The 21,659-nt window shown below is 65.8% G+C and carries 18 protein-coding genes; 5 read left to right on the plus strand and 13 right to left on the minus strand.

Annotation, left to right across the window (positions count from 1 at the left end; all coding sequences use genetic code 11):
• Positions 1-5: 5 nt before the first annotated feature.
• The 6 genes from CAL19_RS18995 to CAL19_RS19020 form a co-directional block, all read right to left on the minus strand.
• Complete coding sequence (locus tag CAL19_RS18995; RefSeq protein WP_094797735.1) at positions 6-1,082, minus strand: ABC transporter ATP-binding protein; 1,077 nt, start codon at positions 1,080-1,082, stop codon at positions 6-8.
• A 143-nt stretch (positions 1,083-1,225) separates the two neighbouring features.
• The gene (locus tag CAL19_RS19000) at positions 1,226-2,026 is read right to left on the minus strand and encodes a phosphodiesterase (RefSeq protein ID WP_094797664.1); all 801 of its coding nucleotides are present in this window, start codon (positions 2,024-2,026) and stop codon (positions 1,226-1,228) included.
• Between the two features lie 10 nt (positions 2,027-2,036).
• Complete coding sequence (locus tag CAL19_RS19005) at positions 2,037-3,077, minus strand: LacI family DNA-binding transcriptional regulator (RefSeq protein WP_094797665.1); 1,041 nt, start codon at positions 3,075-3,077, stop codon at positions 2,037-2,039.
• Between the two features lie 127 nt (positions 3,078-3,204).
• Complete coding sequence (locus CAL19_RS19010; RefSeq protein ID WP_094797666.1) at positions 3,205-5,472, minus strand: hybrid sensor histidine kinase/response regulator; 2,268 nt, start codon at positions 5,470-5,472, stop codon at positions 3,205-3,207.
• A gap of 134 nt (positions 5,473-5,606) precedes the next feature.
• Positions 5,607-7,319 carry a 2-isopropylmalate synthase gene (gene leuA / locus CAL19_RS19015; protein ID WP_094797667.1) on the minus strand — a complete coding sequence of 571 codons (1,713 nt, stop codon included), beginning with the start codon at positions 7,317-7,319 and terminating at the stop codon, positions 5,607-5,609.
• A 374-nt stretch (positions 7,320-7,693) separates the two neighbouring features.
• A complete protein-coding gene (locus tag CAL19_RS19020) occupies positions 7,694-8,368 on the minus strand; it encodes a hypothetical protein (protein WP_212589912.1) in 675 nt (224 codons plus the stop codon).
• Here CAL19_RS19020 and rpoN point away from each other — a divergent pair.
• From rpoN to bfr, 3 genes are all read left to right on the plus strand, one after another.
• A complete protein-coding gene (gene rpoN, locus CAL19_RS19025) occupies positions 8,367-9,800 on the plus strand; it encodes an RNA polymerase factor sigma-54 (RefSeq protein WP_094797668.1) in 1,434 nt (477 codons plus the stop codon). The two genes, CAL19_RS19020 and rpoN, sit on opposite strands and share 2 nt — an antisense overlap.
• 99 nt (positions 9,801-9,899) lie before the next feature.
• Entirely contained in the window at positions 9,900-10,187 is a 288-nt protein-coding gene (locus CAL19_RS19030) for a (2Fe-2S)-binding protein (protein ID WP_094797669.1), read from the plus strand.
• 391 nt (positions 10,188-10,578) lie between these two features.
• On the plus strand, positions 10,579-11,055 hold the full coding sequence (gene bfr, locus CAL19_RS19035) for a bacterioferritin (RefSeq protein WP_026640632.1): 477 nt from the start codon (positions 10,579-10,581) through the stop codon (positions 11,053-11,055).
• Between the two features lie 339 nt (positions 11,056-11,394).
• Here bfr and CAL19_RS19040 read toward each other — a convergent pair whose 3' ends face one another.
• Genes CAL19_RS19040 through CAL19_RS19055 form a run of 4 tightly spaced genes read right to left on the minus strand, consistent with a single transcriptional unit; the run spans position 11,395 to position 15,888 of the window.
• Positions 11,395-12,054, minus strand: coding sequence for a hypothetical protein (locus tag CAL19_RS19040; RefSeq protein ID WP_026639277.1), 660 nt, complete (start codon positions 12,052-12,054; stop codon positions 11,395-11,397).
• Between the two features lie 33 nt (positions 12,055-12,087).
• Positions 12,088-13,698 (minus strand): peptide chain release factor 3, encoded by a 1,611-nt coding sequence (locus CAL19_RS19045; RefSeq protein ID WP_094797670.1) that lies wholly within the window; start codon positions 13,696-13,698, stop codon positions 12,088-12,090.
• A 54-nt stretch (positions 13,699-13,752) separates the two neighbouring features.
• Positions 13,753-14,382 carry a LysE family transporter gene (locus tag CAL19_RS19050; RefSeq protein ID WP_026639275.1) on the minus strand — a complete coding sequence of 210 codons (630 nt, stop codon included), beginning with the start codon at positions 14,380-14,382 and terminating at the stop codon, positions 13,753-13,755.
• Between the two features lie 48 nt (positions 14,383-14,430).
• Positions 14,431-15,888, minus strand: coding sequence for a DEAD/DEAH box helicase (locus CAL19_RS19055; protein WP_094797671.1), 1,458 nt, complete (start codon positions 15,886-15,888; stop codon positions 14,431-14,433).
• Between the two features lie 325 nt (positions 15,889-16,213).
• On the opposite strand from CAL19_RS19055, the gene CAL19_RS19060 reads away from it, so the two are divergent.
• A complete protein-coding gene (locus CAL19_RS19060; protein ID WP_094797672.1) occupies positions 16,214-16,840 on the plus strand; it encodes a LemA family protein in 627 nt (208 codons plus the stop codon).
• On the plus strand, positions 16,812-17,723 hold the full coding sequence (locus CAL19_RS19065) for a TPM domain-containing protein (RefSeq protein ID WP_212589918.1): 912 nt from the start codon (positions 16,812-16,814) through the stop codon (positions 17,721-17,723). Before CAL19_RS19060 ends, CAL19_RS19065 begins: the two co-directional genes overlap by 29 nt.
• Before the next feature lie 50 nt (positions 17,724-17,773).
• On the opposite strand, the gene CAL19_RS19070 is transcribed toward CAL19_RS19065, so the two are convergent.
• The 3 genes from CAL19_RS19070 to CAL19_RS19080 are packed head-to-tail and all read right to left on the minus strand — an operon-like array spanning position 17,774 to position 21,655.
• On the minus strand, positions 17,774-18,994 hold the full coding sequence (locus CAL19_RS19070; RefSeq protein ID WP_094797673.1) for a metal-dependent hydrolase family protein: 1,221 nt from the start codon (positions 18,992-18,994) through the stop codon (positions 17,774-17,776).
• Positions 18,991-20,718 (minus strand): ABC transporter ATP-binding protein, encoded by a 1,728-nt coding sequence (locus CAL19_RS19075; protein WP_026639271.1) that lies wholly within the window; start codon positions 20,716-20,718, stop codon positions 18,991-18,993. Before CAL19_RS19075 ends, CAL19_RS19070 begins: the two co-directional genes overlap by 4 nt.
• Before the next feature lie 10 nt (positions 20,719-20,728).
• Positions 20,729-21,655, minus strand: coding sequence for an ABC transporter permease (locus CAL19_RS19080; protein WP_026639270.1), 927 nt, complete (start codon positions 21,653-21,655; stop codon positions 20,729-20,731).
• Positions 21,656-21,659 lie beyond the last annotated feature (4 nt).

Below are 21,659 nucleotides of genomic sequence, written 5' to 3' on the forward strand. Positions count from 1 at the left end.
CTTTCCTACAAAGAAAGGTCGGCGCCGGGGCGCCCGGGGTTGGGAATAACCGCCGTGTCGGCGGCGAAGAAATGCTGGTGTTCGGGCAGCCACGACAGGCGCAGCGTGTCGCCGGCATTTGCGCGCAAGTGCCCGCCCACGCGTACCGCGACGCCGCGGCTGCTGCCGATGCGGCACACCACGATGGAATCGGCGCCGAAGTACTCGACGCTTTCGATGGTCGCGGCGTGTCCGTCTTCACCGATGACGATATGCTCCGGGCGCACGCCCAGGCGCGCCGCCGCCGCGGGCGCATGCGGCACCGGCGGGCCCTCGGCGCCGGCGACAACGCGCTGTCCGCCATGGTCGCCCAGGTCGAGCAGGTTCATGGGGGGCGTGCCGATAAAGCGCGCCGCGAACTCCGTGGCCGGGCGCGCGTACAGACCGTCGGGCGTGTCCAGCTGCTCGATGCGGCCATTGCGCAGCAACACCACCTGGTCGGCCATGCTCATGGCCTCGGTCTGGTCGTGCGTGACATACACCATGGTGATGCCCAAGGCCTGTTGCAGGCCGCGGATCTCGCGCCGCATGTCGTGCCGCAGCTGTGCGTCCAGATTGGAAAGCGGCTCGTCCATCAGGCATACCGGGGCTTCGGAAATGACCGCGCGGCCCAGCGCCACCCGCTGCTGCTGACCGCCCGACAACTGCGACGGCTTGCGGTCCAGCAAGGCCGTCAGGCCCAGCAGGTCGGCCACGCGTTGCAGGCGGCGGGGGTAGTCGGCCGCCGGCTCTTTGCGCACCTTCAGGCCGAACAGAATGTTCTCGCGCACCGTCAGGTGCGGAAACAGGGCATACGACTGGAACACCATCGAGATGCGCCGCTGCGACGGCGGCAGGTGCGTGACGTCGCGGTCGCCGATAAGAATGCGGCCGGACGTGGGCGTATCCAGCCCCGCGATCATGCGCAGGGTCGTCGATTTGCCGCAGCCGGATGGCCCCAGCAGTACCGTGAAACTGCCGGCCGGCGCGGTAAAACCCACGCCCTGTATGGCGGCGGCGTCTCCGTACTGTTTGGTCAGGTCTTCGAGAATAAGCGTGGACATGATCGGGGCGTATTGTGGCGGTGTGTAACGAGTGGTGGCGCAGGCCTCATTCTGGCGGCAAATGAAATCCTTTTCATTTTGCGGTGCAACCATGACATGGTCGTGTCACGGGCGCGCCGTCTGCGGGTGCGGCCGGCAGCGCGCTATTCGTGAAACGGATACGGCCCCGGATAGGCGCCGATATAGGCGTGATGCGTCACGAGCGCACCGTCACGCCATTGGTGCAGGTGGTAGCCCGGCGGTTCCATGATGAAGTCTCCCGTTCCGTGGGGGCGCAGGTCCAGGTTGATCTGGTGCGCGGGACCGGGGCAGGTAGACGCGATGGTGCCGCCGAAGCGGCGGAAAATGGTGCGGTGCAAATGCCCGCACAGGATGCGTTCGACATTGGGATGTTCCGCCACGATGCGCTCGAGCTCGCCTGCGCCCTCGAGCAGCCCGATGGCGTCCATATAGGCGATACCGGTGGCAAAGGGGGGGTGATGCATGGCGATAAGCGTGGGGCGTCCGGGTTGTTCGGCCAGCCGATCACGCAGCCATCCCAGGCGTTGTTCACACAGGGTGCCATGGCCGCTGCGCGGCACGACGGTATCGAGCATCAGCAGGCGCAAGGGGTAGTCTTCCACCGCATACTGCAAGTACCCCTGCGCCGAGCGCAGATACGCGTGCTGCGTGAACGCGTCGGCCATGGCTTGGCGGTCGTCGTGATTGCCGGGCATCAGAAAGTACGGCAGCCGCAGCGCGTCGAGCATGCGTTTCAGGTGGGCGTATTCCTGCGGCTTGCCGAAGTCGGTCAGGTCGCCGCTGATGATCACCAGATCCGGAGCAGGATCCAGCCGGTTCAGCGTGTCGATGGCGGGCGGCAGGAATCTGTCGGTTTCGACGACGTTGTACGCCTTCTGGCCGGGCATGCGGATGTGCAGGTCGCTGATCTGTGCAATAAGCATGATGGGTAACTCAAGCTGTTGAGGTGCGCGCGCGCGGCCGGGCTGCGGCGCTGCTTGCGGTGCCGCCCCCCACGATGCGATGCGGCAGGCGTACGGAAGGAGGCTGCTGGCCATTCAGGCGCGCCAGCAGCAGCGCGCACGCCGTGGCGCCGATTTCGCGGCTGGGCTGTTCCACGGTGCTGAGCGCCGGCACCATCATCGCGCCGATTTTCACACCGTCGAATCCGCATACGGCGACGTCGCCCGGCACGTGTACGCCCAGCGTCGCCAGTTGCGCAATGACCGATGCGGCCAGCAGGTCGTTGGAACAGAACAGCGCCGTGGGCGCATTGCGCCGCCCCAGCAATTGGCGTAGAGCCGGCGCGCCGGCTTCGGTGTGGGCTTGGACTTCCAGGTGCGCCAATGCCGGCAGCCCCAACGCCCGGGCGCTGGCGCGCGCGCCCAGCAGCCGGCGATGCGCGCGGTCGGACGCGGCCAGCGGCCCGCTGACAAAGGCGATGTGCCGGTGCCCCAGCGTGGCCAGGTGAGCCACCATTTCGTGGGCAGCGGCGCGATTGTCCACCGACACGAAGGGGTGTGAACGCGATTCGTTGTAAGCCAGCACATGCGGCATGCCCGCCTGGTCCAGCGCGCGCAGCGTGGCATTGCGGGCGGCGTTGCCCACGGTGAGGATCAGGCCGTCGATTTGGTGGTCGATCAGCGCCTGTACCGAAGCGGATTCCACCGATGGGTCGTAGCCTGTGATGCTCATCATCACGCTGTACCCGGCCGCGCGCGCATGCTGCTCTGCGCCTTCGAAGCAATCGGCAAAAACGGGGTTGGTCAGTGTGGGAAGCAACAGACCTATTGTGCGCGTGCGCCCCGCGCGCAGGCTGCGGCCCACGCGGTTGGGCCGGAACCCGCTGCGCTGCGCAACCGCCGCAATGCGCGCCCGCGTTTCGGCGCGCAACAGCTCGGGCTGGTTGAACGCGCGCGAGACGGTCGCCGGCGATACGCCCGCCTTGCGGGCGATTTCGAGTATCGAGGGGCGTCGGGAGGGCTGACCGGGCACGGCGGGGCTCAGGCTGTAAACGATTTCATTCTATGGGCAGCATATGACAGCCGCGTGACGCGATAAGGTATCGCGAATTCGCAGGCGCGCCAATGGGGGGTAGCGCGCATGCGCCACCACCACCCGTTTACAGTGACGCCAGGAAGGCCAGCAGCTCGTTGAGGTCGGCGGGCTTGGTGAAGTGCCGGTCGAACCCGGCCTGTTCGCTGCGCGCAATATCCGACATTGCGCCATACCCGCTCATGGCGACGATTTTCAGGGGGCTCGCCCAGGGCTCTGACCGCAGCCTGGCGCACACGGTGTAGCCATCGAGCTTGGGCATGCCGATGTCCAGGATGGCAACGTCGGGTCTAAGCCTCCTGGCTTCCGACAGCGCTTGCTCGCCATCGGCGGCGAGGGCGACGCGATGGCCGTCCAGCTCCAGAATGGCGGCAAGGGTCTGGGCGGCATCGACGTTGTCATCAGCGAGCAGCACGTTCAATCCGCGCCTGGCTGCGGTATCGTCGTCGGCGCGGCTGCTGCTGGCGGGCGCGTCGTGCGCGGCCTGCGGCAATGGCAGGCGTACCTGGAACTCCGAGCCGCGCCCCAGGCCTGCGCTGCACGCCTGCACGGTGCCGTCGTGCAGCGCCACCAGGCGTTGCACCAGGAACAGGCCGATGCCCAGCCCGCCCTGCGAGCGTTCGAGCGAGCGTTCGGTCTGGTAGAAAAGCCTGAACAGCTTGCCGAGATTCTGCGGTTCGATGCCAATGCCCTCGTCGCGCACGCGCACCGTAACGTAGCCATCGGGCTCGGTCGCGGCGTCGATCCAGATGGTACTGCCGGGTTCCGAATACTTGGAGCTATTGACAAGCAGGTTGGCAAACACCTGCGCCATGCGTACTTTGTCGACGGTCAGCTGCACGGGGCTGGCGGGCAGGTTCAGCGTCACCCGCTGCAACTTGGCGTTGATCTGCGGGGCGCTGGTTTCCATGGCATGCTGCAACACCGTGCACAGCGTGGTGGGTTCCTTCTTGAGCCCGATCATGCCGTTGCCGATCCGGCCCACATCGAGCAGATCGTCGATCAGGCGCGAGAAATGATCGATCTGGCGCACGATAACGGCGCTGGGTTCGCGCAGCGTCGCGTCGTCTTCCGACTTGCGCTTGAGCAGTTCGGCGATGTTGCGTATGGGCGCGAGGGGGTTGCGCAGCTCGTGGGCCAACTGCGCAAGGAACTGGTCCTTCTGGCGGTCGGCTTCTTTCAAGTCTTGTTCGGCCAAGCGCTGGTCCACCAGGTCGGCCGCTTGCCGCGCCAGCAGGTCAAGGTGGCGCAGGTCGCGTTCGCAAGGCTGGTGCGGCGCGCGCCAGTGCGTCGATATCATGCCCAGCACCCGGCCGCGGCGCGATATCAGGGGCGTGGTCTGCACGGCCAGTATGCCCAGGCTCAGGGAAGTGGCCAGGTCGCCGCTGCGCTCCATGAACTGGCAGACGCGGACATCGCTGACAAACACCCGCGCGCGGGTGCGCAAGGCTTCGCCGCAGGTGCTGTGCGATTGCAGCGTGACCCATTCCCAGAACGCCTCGGCCTCGGGAGAAAACCCCTTGTGGGCGACCAGGTGCAGCTCGCCGCTGTCGCCGCGCTCGGCGTGCAGAATCTGCATGCTGGCGAAGTCGGCTTCCATGATGTCGGCCGCGGTATCGGCGATTTCGCTGTACAGGCTATCGTCGTGGCCCGAGGCCAGCAGGCGCATGCTGATCTGCTGCAGGCGGCGCGTATCGGCCAGCTCCTGCTCCAGTTCGACGCGCGCGCGCTGCATCTCGACCGTGGCGCGCGCGTTGGCCACGGCAATGCCGGCCAGCCTGGCTCCGAAGTCGGCAAGCGCCAGCAGATGCGCCCAATTGCGTTCGACCCGGGACAACCCCATGAAGAATGAACCCACCGCCCTGCCTTCGATATCGACGATGGGCGTGGACAGGCATGCGCCCAGGCCGGCGGCCAGGCAGGCGGCGCGCCATTGGGGCGACCACTGGTCGTCGTGCGCGATATCGGTGCAATAGACGCGTGCGCCTTGCCGCATGGCGGCGGCGCAGGTGGTGGCATCGTCGGCGTCCGCCGCCCGCGGCCGACGCATGTGTTCGATGAAAGACGCGGGCAGATGGGCCGCGTACGCTTCGGCCGGGCCTCCCGCAGGGGCGGTGACCACTACTGCGGCGCGCACGTCGGGGTCCAGCTCGGTGGCCGTGGCGGTCAGGGCCAGCAACGCATCCTGCAAAGGCGCGCCCGTTGCGACCAGTTCGAGCAGGCGGCCCTGATGTACCGCCAGCGCCGCCGGTGGCAACGCGGACGCGGCGCCGGTCTCGGGCACTTCGGGCTGGGAAGGCGCGACGCCGACATTTGATAGGGGTGACTTGTACATCGATAAGGTATCCCTGCGGTGCAATTGCACGTCTGTCGGGGTCGGAGCCAGCAATCGGCGTGCCGGGGCAAGTATGGCGCAAAAAAATGCCCGCCGTACAGGCGGGCATTTCGTCGGGGGCGGCGTTATGCGGCTTACGCGGCCTGGACAGCGTCGGTTTCGGCTGCCACGGCGACCCCATTGGCCAGGTGTCGGTTTACCGCGCTGAGCACGGCCTTGAAAGACGCGGTGACGATATCGCGGTCGATGCCGACGCCAAAGCCGGTGGGCGAATCGCCCAGGCGCACTTCAACGTAGCTGGCAGCGCGCGTGTCGGTGCCGGTGCCGATGGCGTGCTCATGGTAGTCCATGATGCGCACAGGCAGGTGCAGCGCCGCGACGAAGGCAGAGATCGCGCCGTCGCCGGTGCCGGTGAAGACGCGGCGCTCGCCATTGCATTCCAGCTCGACCTGGATGCTGAATTGCTTGCCCTCTCCGGCGCCCGGGTCGCCGTCGATGCGGTGGCGCACCAGTTTCCAGGGCGTGTGCTGCTCCAGGTATTCGCGGCTGAAAATCGAGTGCACGTCATCGGCGGTGACTTCGCGGCCGGTTTCGTCGGTAACGCGCTGGATGGCGCGGCTGAACTCAATCTGCAGGCGGCGCGGCAGAACCAGCCCGTGTTCTTGTTCGAGCAGGTACGACACGCCGCCCTTGCCCGACTGGCTGTTGACGCGGATGACGGCGTCATAGCTGCGGCCCAGGTCGGCCGGGTCGATCGGCAGGTAGGGAACTTCCCAGACGGCATCGGGCTGCTGCTGGGCAAAGCCCTTTTTGATGGCGTCCTGGTGCGAGCCCGAAAACGCGGTAAACACCAGATCGCCGGCGTACGGGTGGCGCGGATGTACGGGAAGCTGGTTGCAGTATTCGGCGCAGCGACGCACTTCGTCGATATCGGAAAAATCCAGCCCGGGGTGCACGCCATGCGTGTACAGGTTCAGCGCCAGCGTCACCAGATCGACGTTGCCGGTGCGTTCGCCGCTGCCGAAGAGGCAGCCCTCGATGCGGTCGGCGCCGGCCATCACCGCGAATTCGGCGGCGGCCACGGCGGTGCCGCGGTCATTGTGGGGGTGCACGCTCAGGACGATGCTGTCGCGGCGGGCAAGGTTCCTGTGCATCCATTCGATCTGGTCGGCGTACAGGTTGGGCGTGGTGGCTTCCACGGTGGCCGGCAGGTTCAGCACCATTTTGCGGTCCGGCGTGGGCTGCCACTCGTCGGCCACGGCGTTGGACACGTCGAGCGCGAATTCGGGTTCGGTCGTGCTGAATACTTCGGGCGAATACTGGTAGCGCCATTGCGTTTCGGGGTGCTTGGCCATGTACTGCTTGACCAGCCGCGTGCCCGTGACCGCGATCTGCTTGATCTCTTCTTTGCTCATGTTGAAGACGATCTTGCGAAACGCCGGCGCGCAGGCGTTGTACAGGTGCACCATTGCCTGCTTGGCGCCCGCTGCCGACTCCACGGTGCGGCTGATGAGATCTTCGCGCGATTGGGTCAGCACAATGATGGTGACGTCATCGGGAATGCGCTTTTCGTCGACCAGCTTGCGCACGAAGTCGAAGTCGGTCTGCGACGCCGAGGGAAAGCCGACCTCGATTTCCTTGAACCCGATCTTTACCAGCTGCTCGAAAAAGCGCAGCTTGCGCTCGACGCTCATGGGCTCGATCAGCGCCTGGTTGCCGTCGCGCAGGTCGGTGCTCATCCAGATGGGCGGCTGCGTAATGCGGCGGCTGGGCCAGGTGCGTTCGGAGAAGTCGCGGGCGAAGGGCGCGAAAGGTACGTATTTGGTAGCGGGGTTGGCAAGCATCAGTACACCTTGATCAAGAGTCCCGTGGTGGCGGGAAGAATTCCGGTTGCGGTTCCGGGGAACCCTGTTCTACAGGCCGGGATGATGGTCCGGGGACATCGGCGGCCATGGATGGGCCAGCCGGGGTCGTGCAATGAACAGGGATCAGGCTTGTGGCGAGCGTGGCTGCCGAGCTACCACAGGGCGCTAGGCCCGGCAACCGATCGGTAGGTATAGCGATAGCGCAATGAGGGAAATTCGCGCGCGCAGGCCGGCGCCCGGAGCGCTGATGCGTCCGGAGGCAGTCACGAGGGGGATTCGGAATTCGGCCATAAGCCGTAAGTCAAACACATTTCGTCAGTAAGCGCAATGGGCTCGTGGAAAACCGCCCGCCGTGCCTACAGGTTGGGTTCGACGCGTTCGCTCGCCAGGCGGGGCCCGGCCGGCGCACCGGCAGGCGCCGCCGTGCCGGGCACCGACGTGCCACGCACCGCCGTGCCGGGCGCCGTCGTGCCGGGCGCCGTCGCGCCGGGCACCCGGGCCGCGCGGCCATCCAGGATGTCGCCCTGCTGGCGCACCAGTTCGAGTTTGTCGATGCGGCTGTGGCGCAATTCGGCGTGCGCCAGGCGCAGGTCGCCCAACGTAAAGGGTTCGTCGCGGCTGCCCCAAACCCAGCGCAGTACGGCAACAGAATCGTCGGACAACTGGCCGGTGAGCGTGGCCAGCTCGTCGGCCGGAACCGGGCGTGCGCGCGCGGCGGCCACGTCGGCGGCGAGCCACCCGCGGGCAATGAAGAATATGATCAGCGTCCAGATGACCACCACGCCCCACCAGAAGTAGGGGTTGATGCGCGCCAGGAACCCCGCGGTCTGCTGGCCCAGGGCCTGCAGGTTGTCAAACGACAGCCCCCGGCCGAAGTCCAGCAGCCAGGAGGCAACCAGTAGCCATATGATGGCGGCGATGCCCAGCACCAGCGCGCGCACCAGCAGCCGCGGCAGCGCCAGTCTCATGAGGGTCTGGCCAATCAGGCGGCAATCTTGCCGGACGCGTTCGGGCGAGGTGCGATTCATCATGCAAAATATTGTACCTATGACCAGGCCAGCGCTAGAACTACGTACAGGGCAACACCTGACCCTGACTCCGCAACTGCAGCAATCGATCCGGTTGCTGCAGCTTTCGACGCTGGATCTGCAGGCCGAGATCGCCGAGGCGCTGGCCGAGAACCCCATGCTGGAGCGCGCCGATGAACCGGCCGAGTCCGAGGCGGCATCCGACCGCGAAGAAACGGTGGCGGACGAGCCTTGGAACGAGGCAGAGCCGCGGTCGGACGAAATGCCGGGGTCGGGAGGCGTTTATCCCGACGACCGCCCGGACGGATTCGACTCGGCGCGCAACGACACGTTGCGAGAGCATTTGCTGGCCCAGTTGGGGCTGACGCACGCCGGCCCGCGTGACGCGGCGCTGGTGGCCCTGCTGATCGACGAGCTCGACGAAAATGGCCACCTGGCCTCGCCTCTTGAAGAAATCCTGGGATGGCTGCCTGCGCAAGCCGAGGTCGACCTGGATGAAATGCGCGCGGCCTTGAGTCTGCTGCAGTCGTTCGACCCCGTGGGGGTTGGCGCGCGCGATGTGGCCGAATGCCTGGTGCTGCAGCTGCGCAACCCGGACCTGACGCGCCTGCCCGAAGCCGCCGATCCGGCGGTACTGGCGTGCGCGCGGCGCCTGTGCGCCGACCACCTGCCCCTGCTGGCGGCGGGCAACGTGGCGCGGCTGCGCGATGCCCTGCTGTGCGACGAGGCCACCACTCGCGCGGCCCATGCGCTGATCCGCCGGCTGGACCCCCGCCCGGGCCGCGCATGGTCGGTTCCCGCCGCCGATTACGCCGTGCCCGACGTCATCGTGCGCCGAACGCGCCAGGGCTGGCAGGCCGTGCTCAACGGCGCGGCTGTGCCGCGCCTGCAGGTCAATGGCCTGTATGCCCAGTTGCTGGGCAACCAGCGCGAATCCAGTCACGCCGGCCTGCATGCGCAACTGCAACAGGCGCGCTGGATGATACGCAACGTGGAGCAGCGTTTCGACACCATCCTGCGGGTGTCGCAAGCCATCGTGGCGCATCAGTCGGCGTTTTTTTCGGAAGGCCCGTCGGCCATGCGGCCGCTTACCCTGAAAGACATCGCCGGCGAACTCGGGCTGCACGAATCGACCATATCGCGGGCCACCACCCAGAAATACATGTTGACGCCGTTTGGCACGCTGGAGCTCAAGCGGTTTTTCGGCAGCGGCGTGGCCACCGATGGCGGCGACGTCGCCTCGGCCACGGCCGTGCAGTCCTTCATACGCAAGCTGGTGGCCGAAGAAGACCGCGCCAAGCCACTGTCCGACAACCAGATCATGCAGCGCCTGGCCGACCAGGGCATCGTGATCGCGCGGCGCACCGTGGCGAAATACCGCGAAGCGCTGCGTATCGCCCCCGCCAGCCTGCGCAAAGTACACGCATCGCGCTAGGCGGCTTTCGCAATTTGTCCCTGTTTTTCAATTGCTTGCGCAGTCCGGGCGGGCGCCGGGCGCTTGCTTTGATGAGAATAAAACACGATAATTGTTCTCATGTACATTTGCGTATGTAATGCCGTCACCGAACGCCAGGTCCGCGCCTCTGTGGACGCCGGCGCCATGACGCTATCTGACCTGCAGTTTGAACTTGGCGTGGCTACCTGCTGCGGCTGCTGCGCAGCCACGGCGCAGGAATACCTGCCGGGCGGCCGCTGCTCGAGCGTATGCAATGTACAGTCCGTGGCCGTGGCGTCCGCCCCGGTTACCGCCAGCGTGGCCATCGAAGAGCGCGGCGCGCCGGCCGCCAACACTATTCCCATTACCCTGGTCGCCGCAGCCTGAAGAACCGGCCTGCCGGTATCGCCCGGCTGTGGCGGATGCCCGCCCCGGGAAGTAACGTTGTACTTCCCCAACGCATAGCTTCTTGCGAAAAGTCGCGTGATTTGTCTTTATCGCGCGTCAAATGATCGCGATTTACGCCGCATTTCGCCGCGCTTTTACTTCGCAGCGGCTTGCAGGGCCATGTATAGCGTGACCCCATCGGCGGGCCATCCAAAACGCATACTCATTCTCATTAGATTGTAGGTTGCGCATCGCGCTTGCAAAGCCATTTACCAAATGCGGGCCAGCCCTAGCCGAGGCGCCGAGGGGGTGTTAGCCTGCCACCGTGATATGTGCGCTTCGAGCGCAGGAAAGAGCGCGGCCGACGCGCTCCGGATCAAAGGAGTACATCATGAAAGGCGACAAGACGGTCATTCAGTTTTTGAACAAGCAGCTCACGAACGAACTGACGGCCATCAACCAATATTTTCTGCATGCCCGCATCCTGAACCACTGGGGCCTGAAAAAGCTGGGCAAGCATGAATATGAAGAGTCGATCGGCGAAATGAAGCACGCCGACCGCCTGATCGAGCGTATTCTGATGCTGGATGGCCTGCCCAACCTGCAAGACCTGCACAAGCTGCTCATCGGCGAGGACGTGCCGGAAATCCTGTCCTGTGACCTGCGGCTCGAGCAAGGCGCGCAAGCCACGGTGAAAGACGCCATCGCGCATTGCGAGTCGGTGCGCGACTATGTATCGCGCGACCTATTCCAGGACATCCTGGACGACACCGAAGAACACATCGACTATCTGGAAACGCAGATCGAACTGATCGGCAAGGTGGGGCTGCAGAACTACCTGCAAAGCCAGATGGAAGTAGACAGCTGATCCGCGTCGGTTCGCACCATGCAAAAGGCCCGCAGCAGCGGGCCTTTTTTTGTGCGGTGGCGGTGTCTGACACCCTTCGGGAGTCAGACACACCAGTGCGAAGAGGCGCGTACCATCGGTGTCAGACACCCTGCGGGAGTCAGACACACCAGTGCGAAGAGGTGCGTACCAACGGTGTCAGACACCCTTCGGGAGTCAGACACACCAGTGCGAAGAGGTGCGTACCATCGGTGTCAGACACCCTGCGGGAGTCAGACACCAATGCGAAGCGGTGTGTACCTCGGTGTCTGACTCCCGAAGGGTGTCTGACACCGACCGGAATGACTATGCGGGCCGTCGTCAATCAGGCCGGCGCGGGCATTCGGGGATGGTGCCCCAGGCGCGGTTGGGGCCGCAGTATTTGTACCGCGCATTCCATGAACACGTGGGCCGCTCGAAGAAGCCCTGTTTGGCGCAGTGGGCCAGCTCGCGCTGCAAGTCCTGCTTCCAGCTGCCATTGGCAGCCGTGGGCTGGGGCGCGCTGGGCATGGTGACCGGCGGATTGACCGAATAAGCCTGCTGGCCGGAGGGCGGCACGGTGGTCGTGGGTGGCAGCGCACCCAGGTCCAGCGTGGTGACATCCGATGGGCCCGACGGCAGGGGTACCTGCGACGAGGCTGCCAGTTCACGAGCTTCGTCCATGCTGATGTTATCGCGCGAGATCTGCACCGACGGGTCGGTGGTGATGTCGAACAACGATACGGTAGAGACGGTCCAGTTTTCGCCGTGCGGCTTGTCGGGCACGCCCAGGGTGCCATCCACCAGGGGCTGCGGCGGCTGGGCCACGTAGGGCTTGCCGTTGGCGTCGAGTATCGGTTCTTGCGACAGCGCGGCTTCCTGGCCGGGCGCGGGCGTGGCCTTGGGCGCGTGCGCCACCAGCCAATCGCCCAATTGGATTCCGCCCCATGCCGCAACGCCCAGCGCCAGCAGAAGCGTTGCGAATAAAACTCGCCAAGACATTGCTACCCTCGATTTTGCGGTGGCCGGCCCGGCTTATGCCTGGCTTCCAAAGACCCGGCCGCCGTGTTCGCGCATGGCGTGGAATTTCACGTCCGGATACAGGTCTTCGGCGACCCGCAATTGCGCGGGCGACCCTATGAGAAAAGCCGCCGCATCCACCACATCATAGGCGATGTGTGCCGCATTGGCATCCATGAACTTGCGCAGCGCGCGGGGGTTCTCAGAGGTAATCCAGCGCGCCATGGTGTAGCGCGAAGGCAACATCCGGGCCTCGACGCCGTATTCCGTCTTGAGGCGGTGGGCCACCACTTCGAACTGCAGCTGCCCCACCGCGCCAAGCAGCAGCGTGCCGCCGGCCGCCTCGGGGCGGAACACCTGGATGGCCCCTTCTTCGCCCAGCTGGGTCAGGCCGATGCGCAATTGCTTGGTGCGCAGCGGATCCTTGACTTCCACGGCCTGGAAGAGTTCGGGGGCAAAGAACGGCAAGCCCGTAAACCGCAGGCTTTCGCCTTCGGTGAGCACGTCGCCCAGTTGCAGCACGCCGTGGTTGGGAATGCCGATGACGTCGCCGGCGTAGGCTTCGTCCAGCAATTCACGCCGTTGCGACAGGAACGACACGACGTTGTTGGGGCGCATCTCTTTGTTGGTGCGCGCCACTCTCAGGCGCATGCCCCGCTCGAAGCGGCCGGAGCTTACGCGCACGAAGGCCACCCGGTCGCGGTGGGCAGGGTCCATGTTGGCCTGCACCTTGAACACCACGCCGGTGAACTTGGGCTCGGTGGGTTCGACCATGCGTTCGAGCGCCTGGCGCGGGCCCGGCGGCGGAGCCATCTCGACCAGCGCGTCCAGCACCTCTTGTACGCCAAAGTTGTTGATGGCCGAACCGAAAAACACCGGTGTCTGCTTGCCCGCCAGGAAGGCGTCGCGGTCGAAGGGAAGCGCTGCTTCCCGGATGAGCTCGATTTCGCCGTGCGCCTGCTCGTAGGCCGAGCCGAAGCGCTGTGCGATCTCGGGGTTGGACAGCCCCTGGATGATGTCGTCGTCATCGTCGGCGCGGCGTTCCTGGCCTGGGCGGAACACCCGCATGCGGTCGCGGCGGATGTCGAACACGCCGCCGAATGACTTGCCCATGCCCACCGGCCACGAAAACGGCACCGCGTCCATGCCCAGGTGCCCTTCGATCTCGGAAAGCAGGTCGAGCGGCTCGCGGACTTCACGGTCGAGTTTGTTGATGAACGTAATGATGGGCGTGTTGCGGGCGCGACACACCTGCAGCAGGCGGATGGTCTGCGGCTCGACGCCGTTGGCCGCGTCGATGACCATCAGCGCGGCATCCACCGCGGTAAGCACGCGGTAGGTGTCTTCGGAGAAGTCCTGGTGGCCCGGGGTGTCGAGCAGGTTGATGACGCAGTCGCGGTATTCCATCTGCATCACGGACGAGGCCACCGAAATGCCGCGCTGCTTTTCGATTTCCATCCAGTCGGATGAGGCATGCCGCGACGCCTTGCGCGCCTTGACGCTGCCGGCGATCTGGATGGCGCCCGCGAACAGCAGCAGCTTTTCGGTAAGCGTGGTCTTGCCGGCGTCGGGGTGGGAGATGATGGCGAACGTGCGTCGCCGGGCGACTTCTTGGGAAATATTCATGGTTGCTGCGATTTTACCGGCACCTGGCCGGTGCGCCGGCCCCGTGTCTTGCTGTTATGCCTGGCGGCGGAAGGTGGCCAGGAAAGCGCCCGCCAGGATGAACAGGGAACCGAAAATACGATTCATCCAGCGGATGTGGCGCGCGTCGCGCAACAGGCGCAATACCTTGGCCGCGAGCAGCGTGTACACGCCCATGGCCACCAGGTCGGTAAACGCCAGCGTGCCGGCCAGCGCGGCGTACTGCGGTGTCAGGGCATGAGCCGGGTTGACGAACTGGGGCACCACGGCCAGCAGGAATACGGTGCCCTTGGGGTTCATCAGGTTGACCAGCAGGCCACGCACGACCAATTCGCGAACCGAAAACTGCGCGGGATCGCCGGTATCCACCGCGACGGGCGCGGCGTCGGTGCGGATCTGGCGCCAACCCAGATAGACCAGGTACGCCACCCCCAGGTATTTCACTACCGCGAAGGCGATCTCGGATGTGGCCAGCACCGCGCCCAGGCCAACCGCCACGATGACAAACTGCGCCAGGATGCCCAGGATGAGCCCCACCGTATTCCAGTAGCCGCGCGCGAAACCGTACTTCAGCCCCGAACTCATGGCCGAGATGGCCCCCGCGCCAGGGGAAAACGAGATGGCCCAGGAGGCCACGAAGAAAGTCAGCCAGGTGGAGAAGGTCATGTCGGTTTCCGGATCGGGCGGGGCGGCTGCGGGTGACAGAATGCGATATTACTTGCCCAGCAGCGCGGCGCGTGGCGCCCCGGGCGCACGACCGCCGGCGGCCGGCTTGCGCGGAGCCGGCGAAGGCGTGCGCGAATCGCCATGGTGGGCGACGGCGGGGCGGTCGGAGCGCCCCGCGGCAGCTTGCCGCTGGCCCGCCGGCCTGCCTTGCGAGCCAGCCCTGCCCGCGCCCTGACGGGGCGCCTGGCCGGGGCGGCCGGCACGGTCGCCGTTGCCGCGCGGCGAGCCCTGGCGACGGGGCTGGCGGTTGTCTTCGTCGCGTTCCTGGCGTTCGTATGCGCTGGCGCTGCTGCCCGCGGGCGGCGTCCAGCCCTGTACCGACCGGCGTTCGATCGTCTTGCCGATCAGGCGTTCGATACCCTTGAGCAGCTTGATTTCGCTGTTGTCCACCAGGGATACGGCGGCGCCCGTGGCGCCTGCCCGGCCCGTGCGGCCGATGCGATGCACGTAGTCTTCGGGCACGTTGGGCAGTTCGAAGTTCACGACCTGCGGCAACTGGTCGATGTCGAGCCCGCGCGCGGCGATGTCGGTGGCCACCAGCACGGCCACATCGCCTGCCTTGAACCCGGCCAGCGCGCGCGTGCGCGCCGCCTGGCTCTTGTTGCCATGGATGGCCGCGGCGCTCAGGCCGTCTTTGGCCAGCTTTTCGGCCAGACGGTTGGCGCCGTGCTTGGTGCGCGTGAACACCAGCACCTGGTGCCAGCCGCTTTCGCGGATGATATGGCTGATCAGGTCGCGCTTATGGTGCTGCTCGACCAGGTGGACAGTCTGCGTGACCAGCTCGGTAGCGGTATTGCGCGGGGTTACCGACACTTCGCCGGGGTTGTTGAGCACGCCGCGCGCCAGGCTGCGGATTTCGTCCGAGAACGTGGCCGAGAACAGCAGGTTCTGGCGTTGCTTGGGCAGCAGGGCCAGCACTTTGCGGATGTCGCGGATAAAGCCCATGTCGAGCATGCGGTCGGCTTCGTCCAGCACCAGGATCTCGACGCCGGAGAGGTCCACGGTTTTCTGCCCGCAGTGGTCGAGCAGGCGGCCGGGGGTCGCCACCAGGATGTCGACGGGTTTGCGCAGCGCGCTGATCTGCGGATTGATATTGACGCCGCCGAACATCACCATGGACGTCAGCGGCGTGTACTTGCCGTAGGTCTGCACCGACTCGGCGACCTGCGCGGTCAGTTCGCGCGTGGGCGTCAGGATCAGGCAACGCGGACGGCCCGGTTTTTTCAGTGCAGGCTTCTGCTGCATGAGCAGGTGCAGGATAGGCAGCGTAAAGCCGGCGGTCTTGCCGGTGCCGGTCTGCGCAGCGGCAAGCAGGTCGCCGCCCTTGAGCACCTGGGGAATGGCTTGCGCCTGGATGGGGGTGGGCGCGGTGTAGCCGGTGTCGGCAATGGCGCGCAAAAGGGAATCGGCCAGACCGAGGTCGGCGAAAGAAACAGAGGCAGTCAAAACTACTCCAGCGGCAGCCTGTCGCTCGGTTTGAGAGACTCCAATCCAGGCGGTCGGGTAAGGAGAAAAGGAAGGCCCGCATAACGGTAAAGGGCCGGGCGTGGCGGCGATGCGCCAGCGAAACGTGTGCCGATTGGCTAGACACACCGCCGGCATTGTAGCCGATGGCCGCGCATTTGCGCGTATCGTCCCGCCCTGCGTAACAATAGACAGAGGCCGTTACATCGTGCGCTGGGCAAAGGTCTGCGCGACCTGATGTAATGGCAACTGCCACAGAAACCGTTGCCGCGCCCGCGGCGCCGCATTAGAAGGACGTCAAAACAACATGGCTATATCCCGTTGGCTGGGCCTTTTTCTTATGGCGATGGCCGCTACGGTCTTGTCGGGTTGCGGTTACAACAGCATCCAGGCCGCCGACGAGCAGGTGAAGGCGGCGTGGTCCGAGGTGCTGAATCAATACCAGCGGCGCGCCGACCTGGTGCCGCAGCTGGTCAAGGCCGTCGACGCCTATATGACTCACGAGCGCGACGTACTGACCCAGGTAACCGAGGCGCGCAGCAAGGTCGGCGGTGTGCAGATCACGGCCGACCAGCTGGAAGACCCGGCCGCGGTCGAGCGCTTCCAGCAGGCGCAAGGCCAGCTGACGTCGGCTTTGTCCCGGCTGATTGCCGTGTCCGAAAACTACCCGCAGCTCAAGGCAGATGGCCTGTTCCGCGATCTGCAGGCGCAGCTTGAAGGCACCGAGAACCGTATCTCGGTGGCACGGGGCCGCTATGTGCAGTCGGTGCAGGCCTATAACGTGCTGGTGCGGCAGTTCCCCGCCGTGATCACGGCCAAGATCTTCGGGTATGCGCCCAAGGCCAATTTCGGTGTGGCCGATGAAGCGGCGATCTCGCGTCCGCCGGAAATCCGCTTCAGCAATGATGCATCTGCTCCCAAGCCTGCCCAATAACGCGCTGGGCGCCACGCTGCGCGGCGTGGCCGTATGGCTGGCGGCCCTGCTGGTGGTGCTGGGGGCGCTGGCGGCGCCGGCCATCGCCCAGCCTGCCGGCCCCGCCGCCGTTCCTGCCTTGCAGGCGCGTGTCACCGACACGACGAGTACGCTCGATGCATCGCGCCGCCAGGCCCTGGAGCAGCGCCTGGCGGCCTTCGAGCAGCGCAAGGGCGCGCAGATTGCCGTGCTGGTGGTGCCGTCTACCGCGCCGGACACGATCGAGCAGTACGCCACGCGCGTGTTCGATCAATGGAAGCTGGGGCGCAAAGGCACGGATGATGGCGTGTTGCTGGTGGTTGCCAAGAATGACCGGGCGGTGCGCATTGAAGTGGGCTACGGGCTCGAGGGCGCGATCCCTGATGCCATGGCCAGCCGCATCATCCGCGAGCAGATCGTGCCGGCGTTCCAGGCGGGTGATTATGCGGGCGGGATAGAAGCCGGCGTGGGGGCCATCGAGAAGCTGGTCGACGGCGAACCCCTGCCCCCGCCCGCTGCGCGCGCGGCAGATGACGGCGCCGGCCAGGACTGGCCGTTCATCCTGTTGCTGGCGGCATTCTTGCTGGGGCTGCCGGCGGCGCTGGCCGGGGTGGCTGCGGCCTTTGCGTCGTGGATGATATTCGGCACGTGGTGGGCGGCAGTGCTGGGCGGCATCGGCGGATTCGCGATCAGCGGGTTGTTGGGGCTGCTGGGCATCAAGCGCCGCCTGACCCGCGGCGGGCGCGGCGGCGGCGGATTCGGAGGCGGTTTCGGCGGCGGCCGGGGACGAGGCGGCGGCGGTTTTGGCGGCTTCGGCGGCGGCGGGGGTCGCAGCGGCGGCGGCGGGGCATCGGGGCGTTGGTAGCCCGGTTGCGGCGCGCCGGCTCAACGGTTGGTGTCTGACACCACTCTGCTTCACGCTGCTGTCGTTTCAGGCAGTGCGCCGGCGACGAGTACGCCTTGCTTGAACACGGCGACGTGATGCTGGCAGTCGGCGGCCTGGTTAATGTCTTGAGTCGGGTCGCCGCGCACGAGCAGCAGGTCGGCTACCGCGCCGTCGGCCACGATGCCGCGATCGGGCAGGCCCAGCAGGTCATGCGCCCGGGACGTGCCGGCCACCAGGGCATCGGCGGGGCTCATGCCGAATTCCACCATGTAGGCCAGCTCTTCGGCATTGCGGCCGTGGCGGTTGAACGGCGTGCCGGCATCGGTACCCATGGCGATGCGCCCGCCCGCCCGGTAGTACATCTGGAGCGACTCGCGATGGCGCTGTTCGACCGCGCGCGCTTTGTCCACCACGTAAGCGGGAATGCCGCGGTCGGCGTTGGCCAGGATGTTGCGCAACGCGGCGATGGTAGGCACCAGGTAGGTCTGGCGCTCGAGCATTTCTTCCAGGCACTGCTGGTCCATGAAAATGCCGTGTTCGATCGAATCAATGCCCGCGCGCACGGCATTGAGAATGCCTTCGGTGCCTTGGGCGTGGCTGGCCGTACTTTTGCTGAAGCGCCTGGCTTCGTGCACGCCCGCGCGCATTTCGTCGAAACTGTAGTGTGCGTCCATGGGGTTGACGCCAGGGGTCATCACGCCGCCCGTCGCCATGATTTTCACCAGGTCGCAGCCCGCGTGCACCTGTTCGCGCACGGCCTTGATGACTTCGTCGCAGCCATCCGCTACGCGTCCGGTGCGATTGCCATGGCCGCCGGTCATGCAGATCATGCGGCCGGCCGCCCTGATGGTGGGGCCTGCAAACGCGCCGCGCGCGATGGCGTCGCGCACGCCGAATTCCAGATAGTCTTTGCCGCCGCAATCGCGTACCGCCGTGATGCCGCCGCGCAGCGCGGCCTGCGCGTTTTCCAACGCGGTCAGCGTGATCTGGGCGGGGCCCTGGCGGCTCATCTGTGCATGAGGATCGGCGCTGCCCGTAAATACCAAATGCACGTGGCAATCGGCCAGGCCGGGAATCAAGGTCATGCCGCGCGTATCGACTCTGCGCCCGGCATAGCCTTCGAATTGCGCCGCCGGCGCGACCCGCGCAGTGCTCGCGCCTTCTACCAGTACTGCATGGCCGTCCAGCCGTTCGCCCCGGCCATCGAACACTGCGCCGCCGATAAACAGCATGGTGTCGGGGTTGCTCATGCTTCTACCTCCAGTCCTTCGCGCGACATGACCTGCAGCCGCGGCATCAGGCCGAGCAGGTGTTGCGTGTATTCGTGCCGCGGCGCGGCGAACAGTGTTTCGGTGTCGGCCACTTCCAGCAATTCGCCATGGCGCATCACGCCGACCCGGTCGCACATCTGCCGGATCACCGGCAGGTCGTGGCTGATGAACAGCATGGTCAGGCCCAGTTGCTCTTGAAGGTCTTTGAGCAGATTGAGAATCTGCGCCTGGATCGAAACGTCGAGCGCCGAAGTGGGTTCATCGCAGATCAGGAAACGCGGGCGCGTGGCCAGGGCGCGCGCGATGCAGATACGCTGGCGCTGGCCGCCCGAGAACTCGTGCGGATATCGTTGCGCGGCGGCCGCGCCCAGCCCGACGATGTCGAGCAGGTCGGTCACGATCTGGCGCGTTTCGCTTTCGCTGGCCGCCAGCCTGTGAAAGCGGATGGGCTCGGCCACGATGTCCAGCACGCGCATGCGCGGATTGAGCGACGAGAATGGGTCCTGGAACACCATCTGGATCTGGCGCCTGAAGGCGTTCAGGCGCTTTTCGTCTTTCAGGCCGGTAAGGTTGGTGCCGTTGAAGGCCACCGAACCGCTGCTGGGCGTATACAGGCCCGCGATCAGGCGGGCGACGGTGGACTTGCCCGAACCCGATTCGCCTACCAGGCCGAAAACCTCGCCCTGGGCGATGGACAGGTTGACGCCTTTAACCGCGTCCAGCGTACGGCGGTTGCGGGCGAGGAACGCATTCTTCAGCACGAAGCGCATGCCCAGGTCTTGCGTCTGCACCAGAGGCCCGGCGGCGTCCTGGCCGAAATCGCGTCGCTGGCCCAGCCAGTGCGTCGTGATGTCCAGCGGCCTGGCGGGCGTTTTCACGTCTTCGATATAGGTCACCAGCGGAAAGCGCCGCAGCTTTACGTCGGGGCGCGGCACGGCCGAGATCAGGCTGCGCGTATAGGGATGGTCGGGGTCGCCGAGAATTTTGCCGGTGGGCCCCTGCTCGACCAGCTTGCCTCGGTACAGCACCGCCACGCGGTCGGTCACGTCGGCGATCACGCCCATGTCGTGCGTGATGATGATCATCCCCACCTGCTTTTCTTTGCAGAGCTTGCGCAGCAGCTCGAGAATCTGCGCCTGGATGGAAACATCGAGCGCCGTGGTGGGCTCGTCTGCAATGATGACCTCGGGCTCGCAGCACAGCGCCAGCGCAATGACGACACGCTGCCGCATGCCGCCCGAGAACTGGTGCGGATACTGCTTGACGCGCAGTTCCGGTTCGTCGATGCCCACCTGGCGCAACAGTTCTACGGCGCGCTGCCGGGCTTGCGCCTCGTTCAGGTCCAGGTGCACCAGCATCGTTTCCACCAGCTGGTTTTCTACTGTCTGCAAGGGGTCCAGCGATGTCAGTGGATCCTGGAAGATCATGCCGATGCGGCGTCCGCGGACCTTGCGCTTTTCCCATTCGGGCAGCGCGTCGATGCGCTTGCCGTCCAGGTGGACTTCGCCGCCGGCTAGCCGCCCCGGGAACTCCAGCAAGCCCATGACGGCGTTGCCTATCGTGGATTTGCCGGCGCCCGATTCGCCTACGACGCCCAGGATCTCGCCGCGATCGAGCGATAGCGTGACGCCGTCCACCGCGACCAGGCTGCCGCGGCGGCTGGCGAATTCGATGCGCATTTTTTCAATGTCGAGCAATGCCATGGCGCGTCCCTCAGCGCAGCTTGGGGTTGAGCGCGTCGCGCAGCCAGTCGCCCAGCAGGTTCACAGACAGCACCAGCGCGACCAGGGCGATGCCCGGGAAAATCGAAATCCACCACATGCCCGAGAACAGGTAGCTGTTGCCGATGCGGATCAGCGTGCCCAGCGAAGGCGCGGTGGGCGGCACGCCCACGCCCAGGAAGGACAGTGTGGCTTCGGTGATGATGGCAATGGCCAGGTGGATGGTGGCGATCACCAGCACCGGGCCCATGACGTTGGGCAGGATGTGTCGCCGCAGTATGGTGAACGGCCTGATGCCGATCAGCTTGGCGGCCTGCACGTATTCTTTGTTGCGTTCCACCAGCGTGGAGCCGCGCACGGTGCGCGCGTACTGCACCCAGCCGGAAATGCCGATCGCGAAGATCAGCACATACAGGGCCAGGTCGTCGTGCATATCGCGCGGCAGCAGGCCGCGCGCGATGCCGTCGATCAGCAGCGCCACCAGAATCGCCGGAAACGACAGCTGCACATCGGCAATGCGCATGATGACGCTGTCGACGCGCCCGCCTACATAGCCGCTGATCAGCCCCAGCGATACGCCCAGCAGCATCGAGAACAGCACGGACGCGAACCCCACGAACAACGATACGCGCGAGCCGTACAGAATGGCCGACAGTATGTCGCGGCCCTGGTCATCCGTGCCGAGCAGGAAGTCGGCATTGCCGTCGACGTGCCACACCGGCGGCGTGTTGGCATCCATGATGTTCAACGACGCCAGATCGAAGGGGTTGTGGGGCGCCACGATGGGGGCGCACAGGGCGCCGGCCAGCATGACCAGCGTGACGATGGCCGAGATCACCGCGCTGGGTGTGCGCCGGAAGCTGTACCAAAGGTCGCTGTCGGCCGCGCGCGCGAACCACGGAGCTATGCGGGCAGTCATAAGA

This window comes from Bordetella genomosp. 7, assembly GCF_002261265.1.
Lineage (GTDB): Bacteria > Pseudomonadota > Gammaproteobacteria > Burkholderiales > Burkholderiaceae_B > Bordetella_A.

Coding starts and splice junctions, on each gene's coding strand:
- CAL19_RS18995 (WP_094797735.1), bottom strand. CDS start 1,082: ATGTCCACGCTTATTCTCGAAGACCTGACCAAACAGTACGGAGACGCC.
- CAL19_RS19000 (WP_094797664.1), bottom strand. CDS start 2,026: ATGCTTATTGCACAGATCAGCGACCTGCACATCCGCATGCCCGGCCAG.
- CAL19_RS19010 (WP_094797666.1), bottom strand. CDS start 5,472: ATGTACAAGTCACCCCTATCAAATGTCGGCGTCGCGCCTTCCCAGCCC.
- rpoN (WP_094797668.1), top strand. CDS start 8,367: ATGCAAAATATTGTACCTATGACCAGGCCAGCGCTAGAACTACGTACA.
- CAL19_RS19020 (WP_212589912.1), bottom strand. CDS start 8,368: ATGATGAATCGCACCTCGCCCGAACGCGTCCGGCAAGATTGCCGCCTG.
- CAL19_RS19030 (WP_094797669.1), top strand. CDS start 9,900: ATGTACATTTGCGTATGTAATGCCGTCACCGAACGCCAGGTCCGCGCC.
- bfr (WP_026640632.1), top strand. CDS start 10,579: ATGAAAGGCGACAAGACGGTCATTCAGTTTTTGAACAAGCAGCTCACG.
- CAL19_RS19040 (WP_026639277.1), bottom strand. CDS start 12,054: ATGTCTTGGCGAGTTTTATTCGCAACGCTTCTGCTGGCGCTGGGCGTT.
- CAL19_RS19045 (WP_094797670.1), bottom strand. CDS start 13,698: ATGAATATTTCCCAAGAAGTCGCCCGGCGACGCACGTTCGCCATCATC.
- CAL19_RS19050 (WP_026639275.1), bottom strand. CDS start 14,382: ATGACCTTCTCCACCTGGCTGACTTTCTTCGTGGCCTCCTGGGCCATC.
- CAL19_RS19060 (WP_094797672.1), top strand. CDS start 16,214: ATGGCTATATCCCGTTGGCTGGGCCTTTTTCTTATGGCGATGGCCGCT.
- CAL19_RS19065 (WP_212589918.1), top strand. CDS start 16,812: ATGCATCTGCTCCCAAGCCTGCCCAATAACGCGCTGGGCGCCACGCTG.
- CAL19_RS19070 (WP_094797673.1), bottom strand. CDS start 18,994: ATGAGCAACCCCGACACCATGCTGTTTATCGGCGGCGCAGTGTTCGAT.
- CAL19_RS19075 (WP_026639271.1), bottom strand. CDS start 20,718: ATGGCATTGCTCGACATTGAAAAAATGCGCATCGAATTCGCCAGCCGC.
- CAL19_RS19080 (WP_026639270.1), bottom strand. CDS start 21,655: ATGACTGCCCGCATAGCTCCGTGGTTCGCGCGCGCGGCCGACAGCGAC.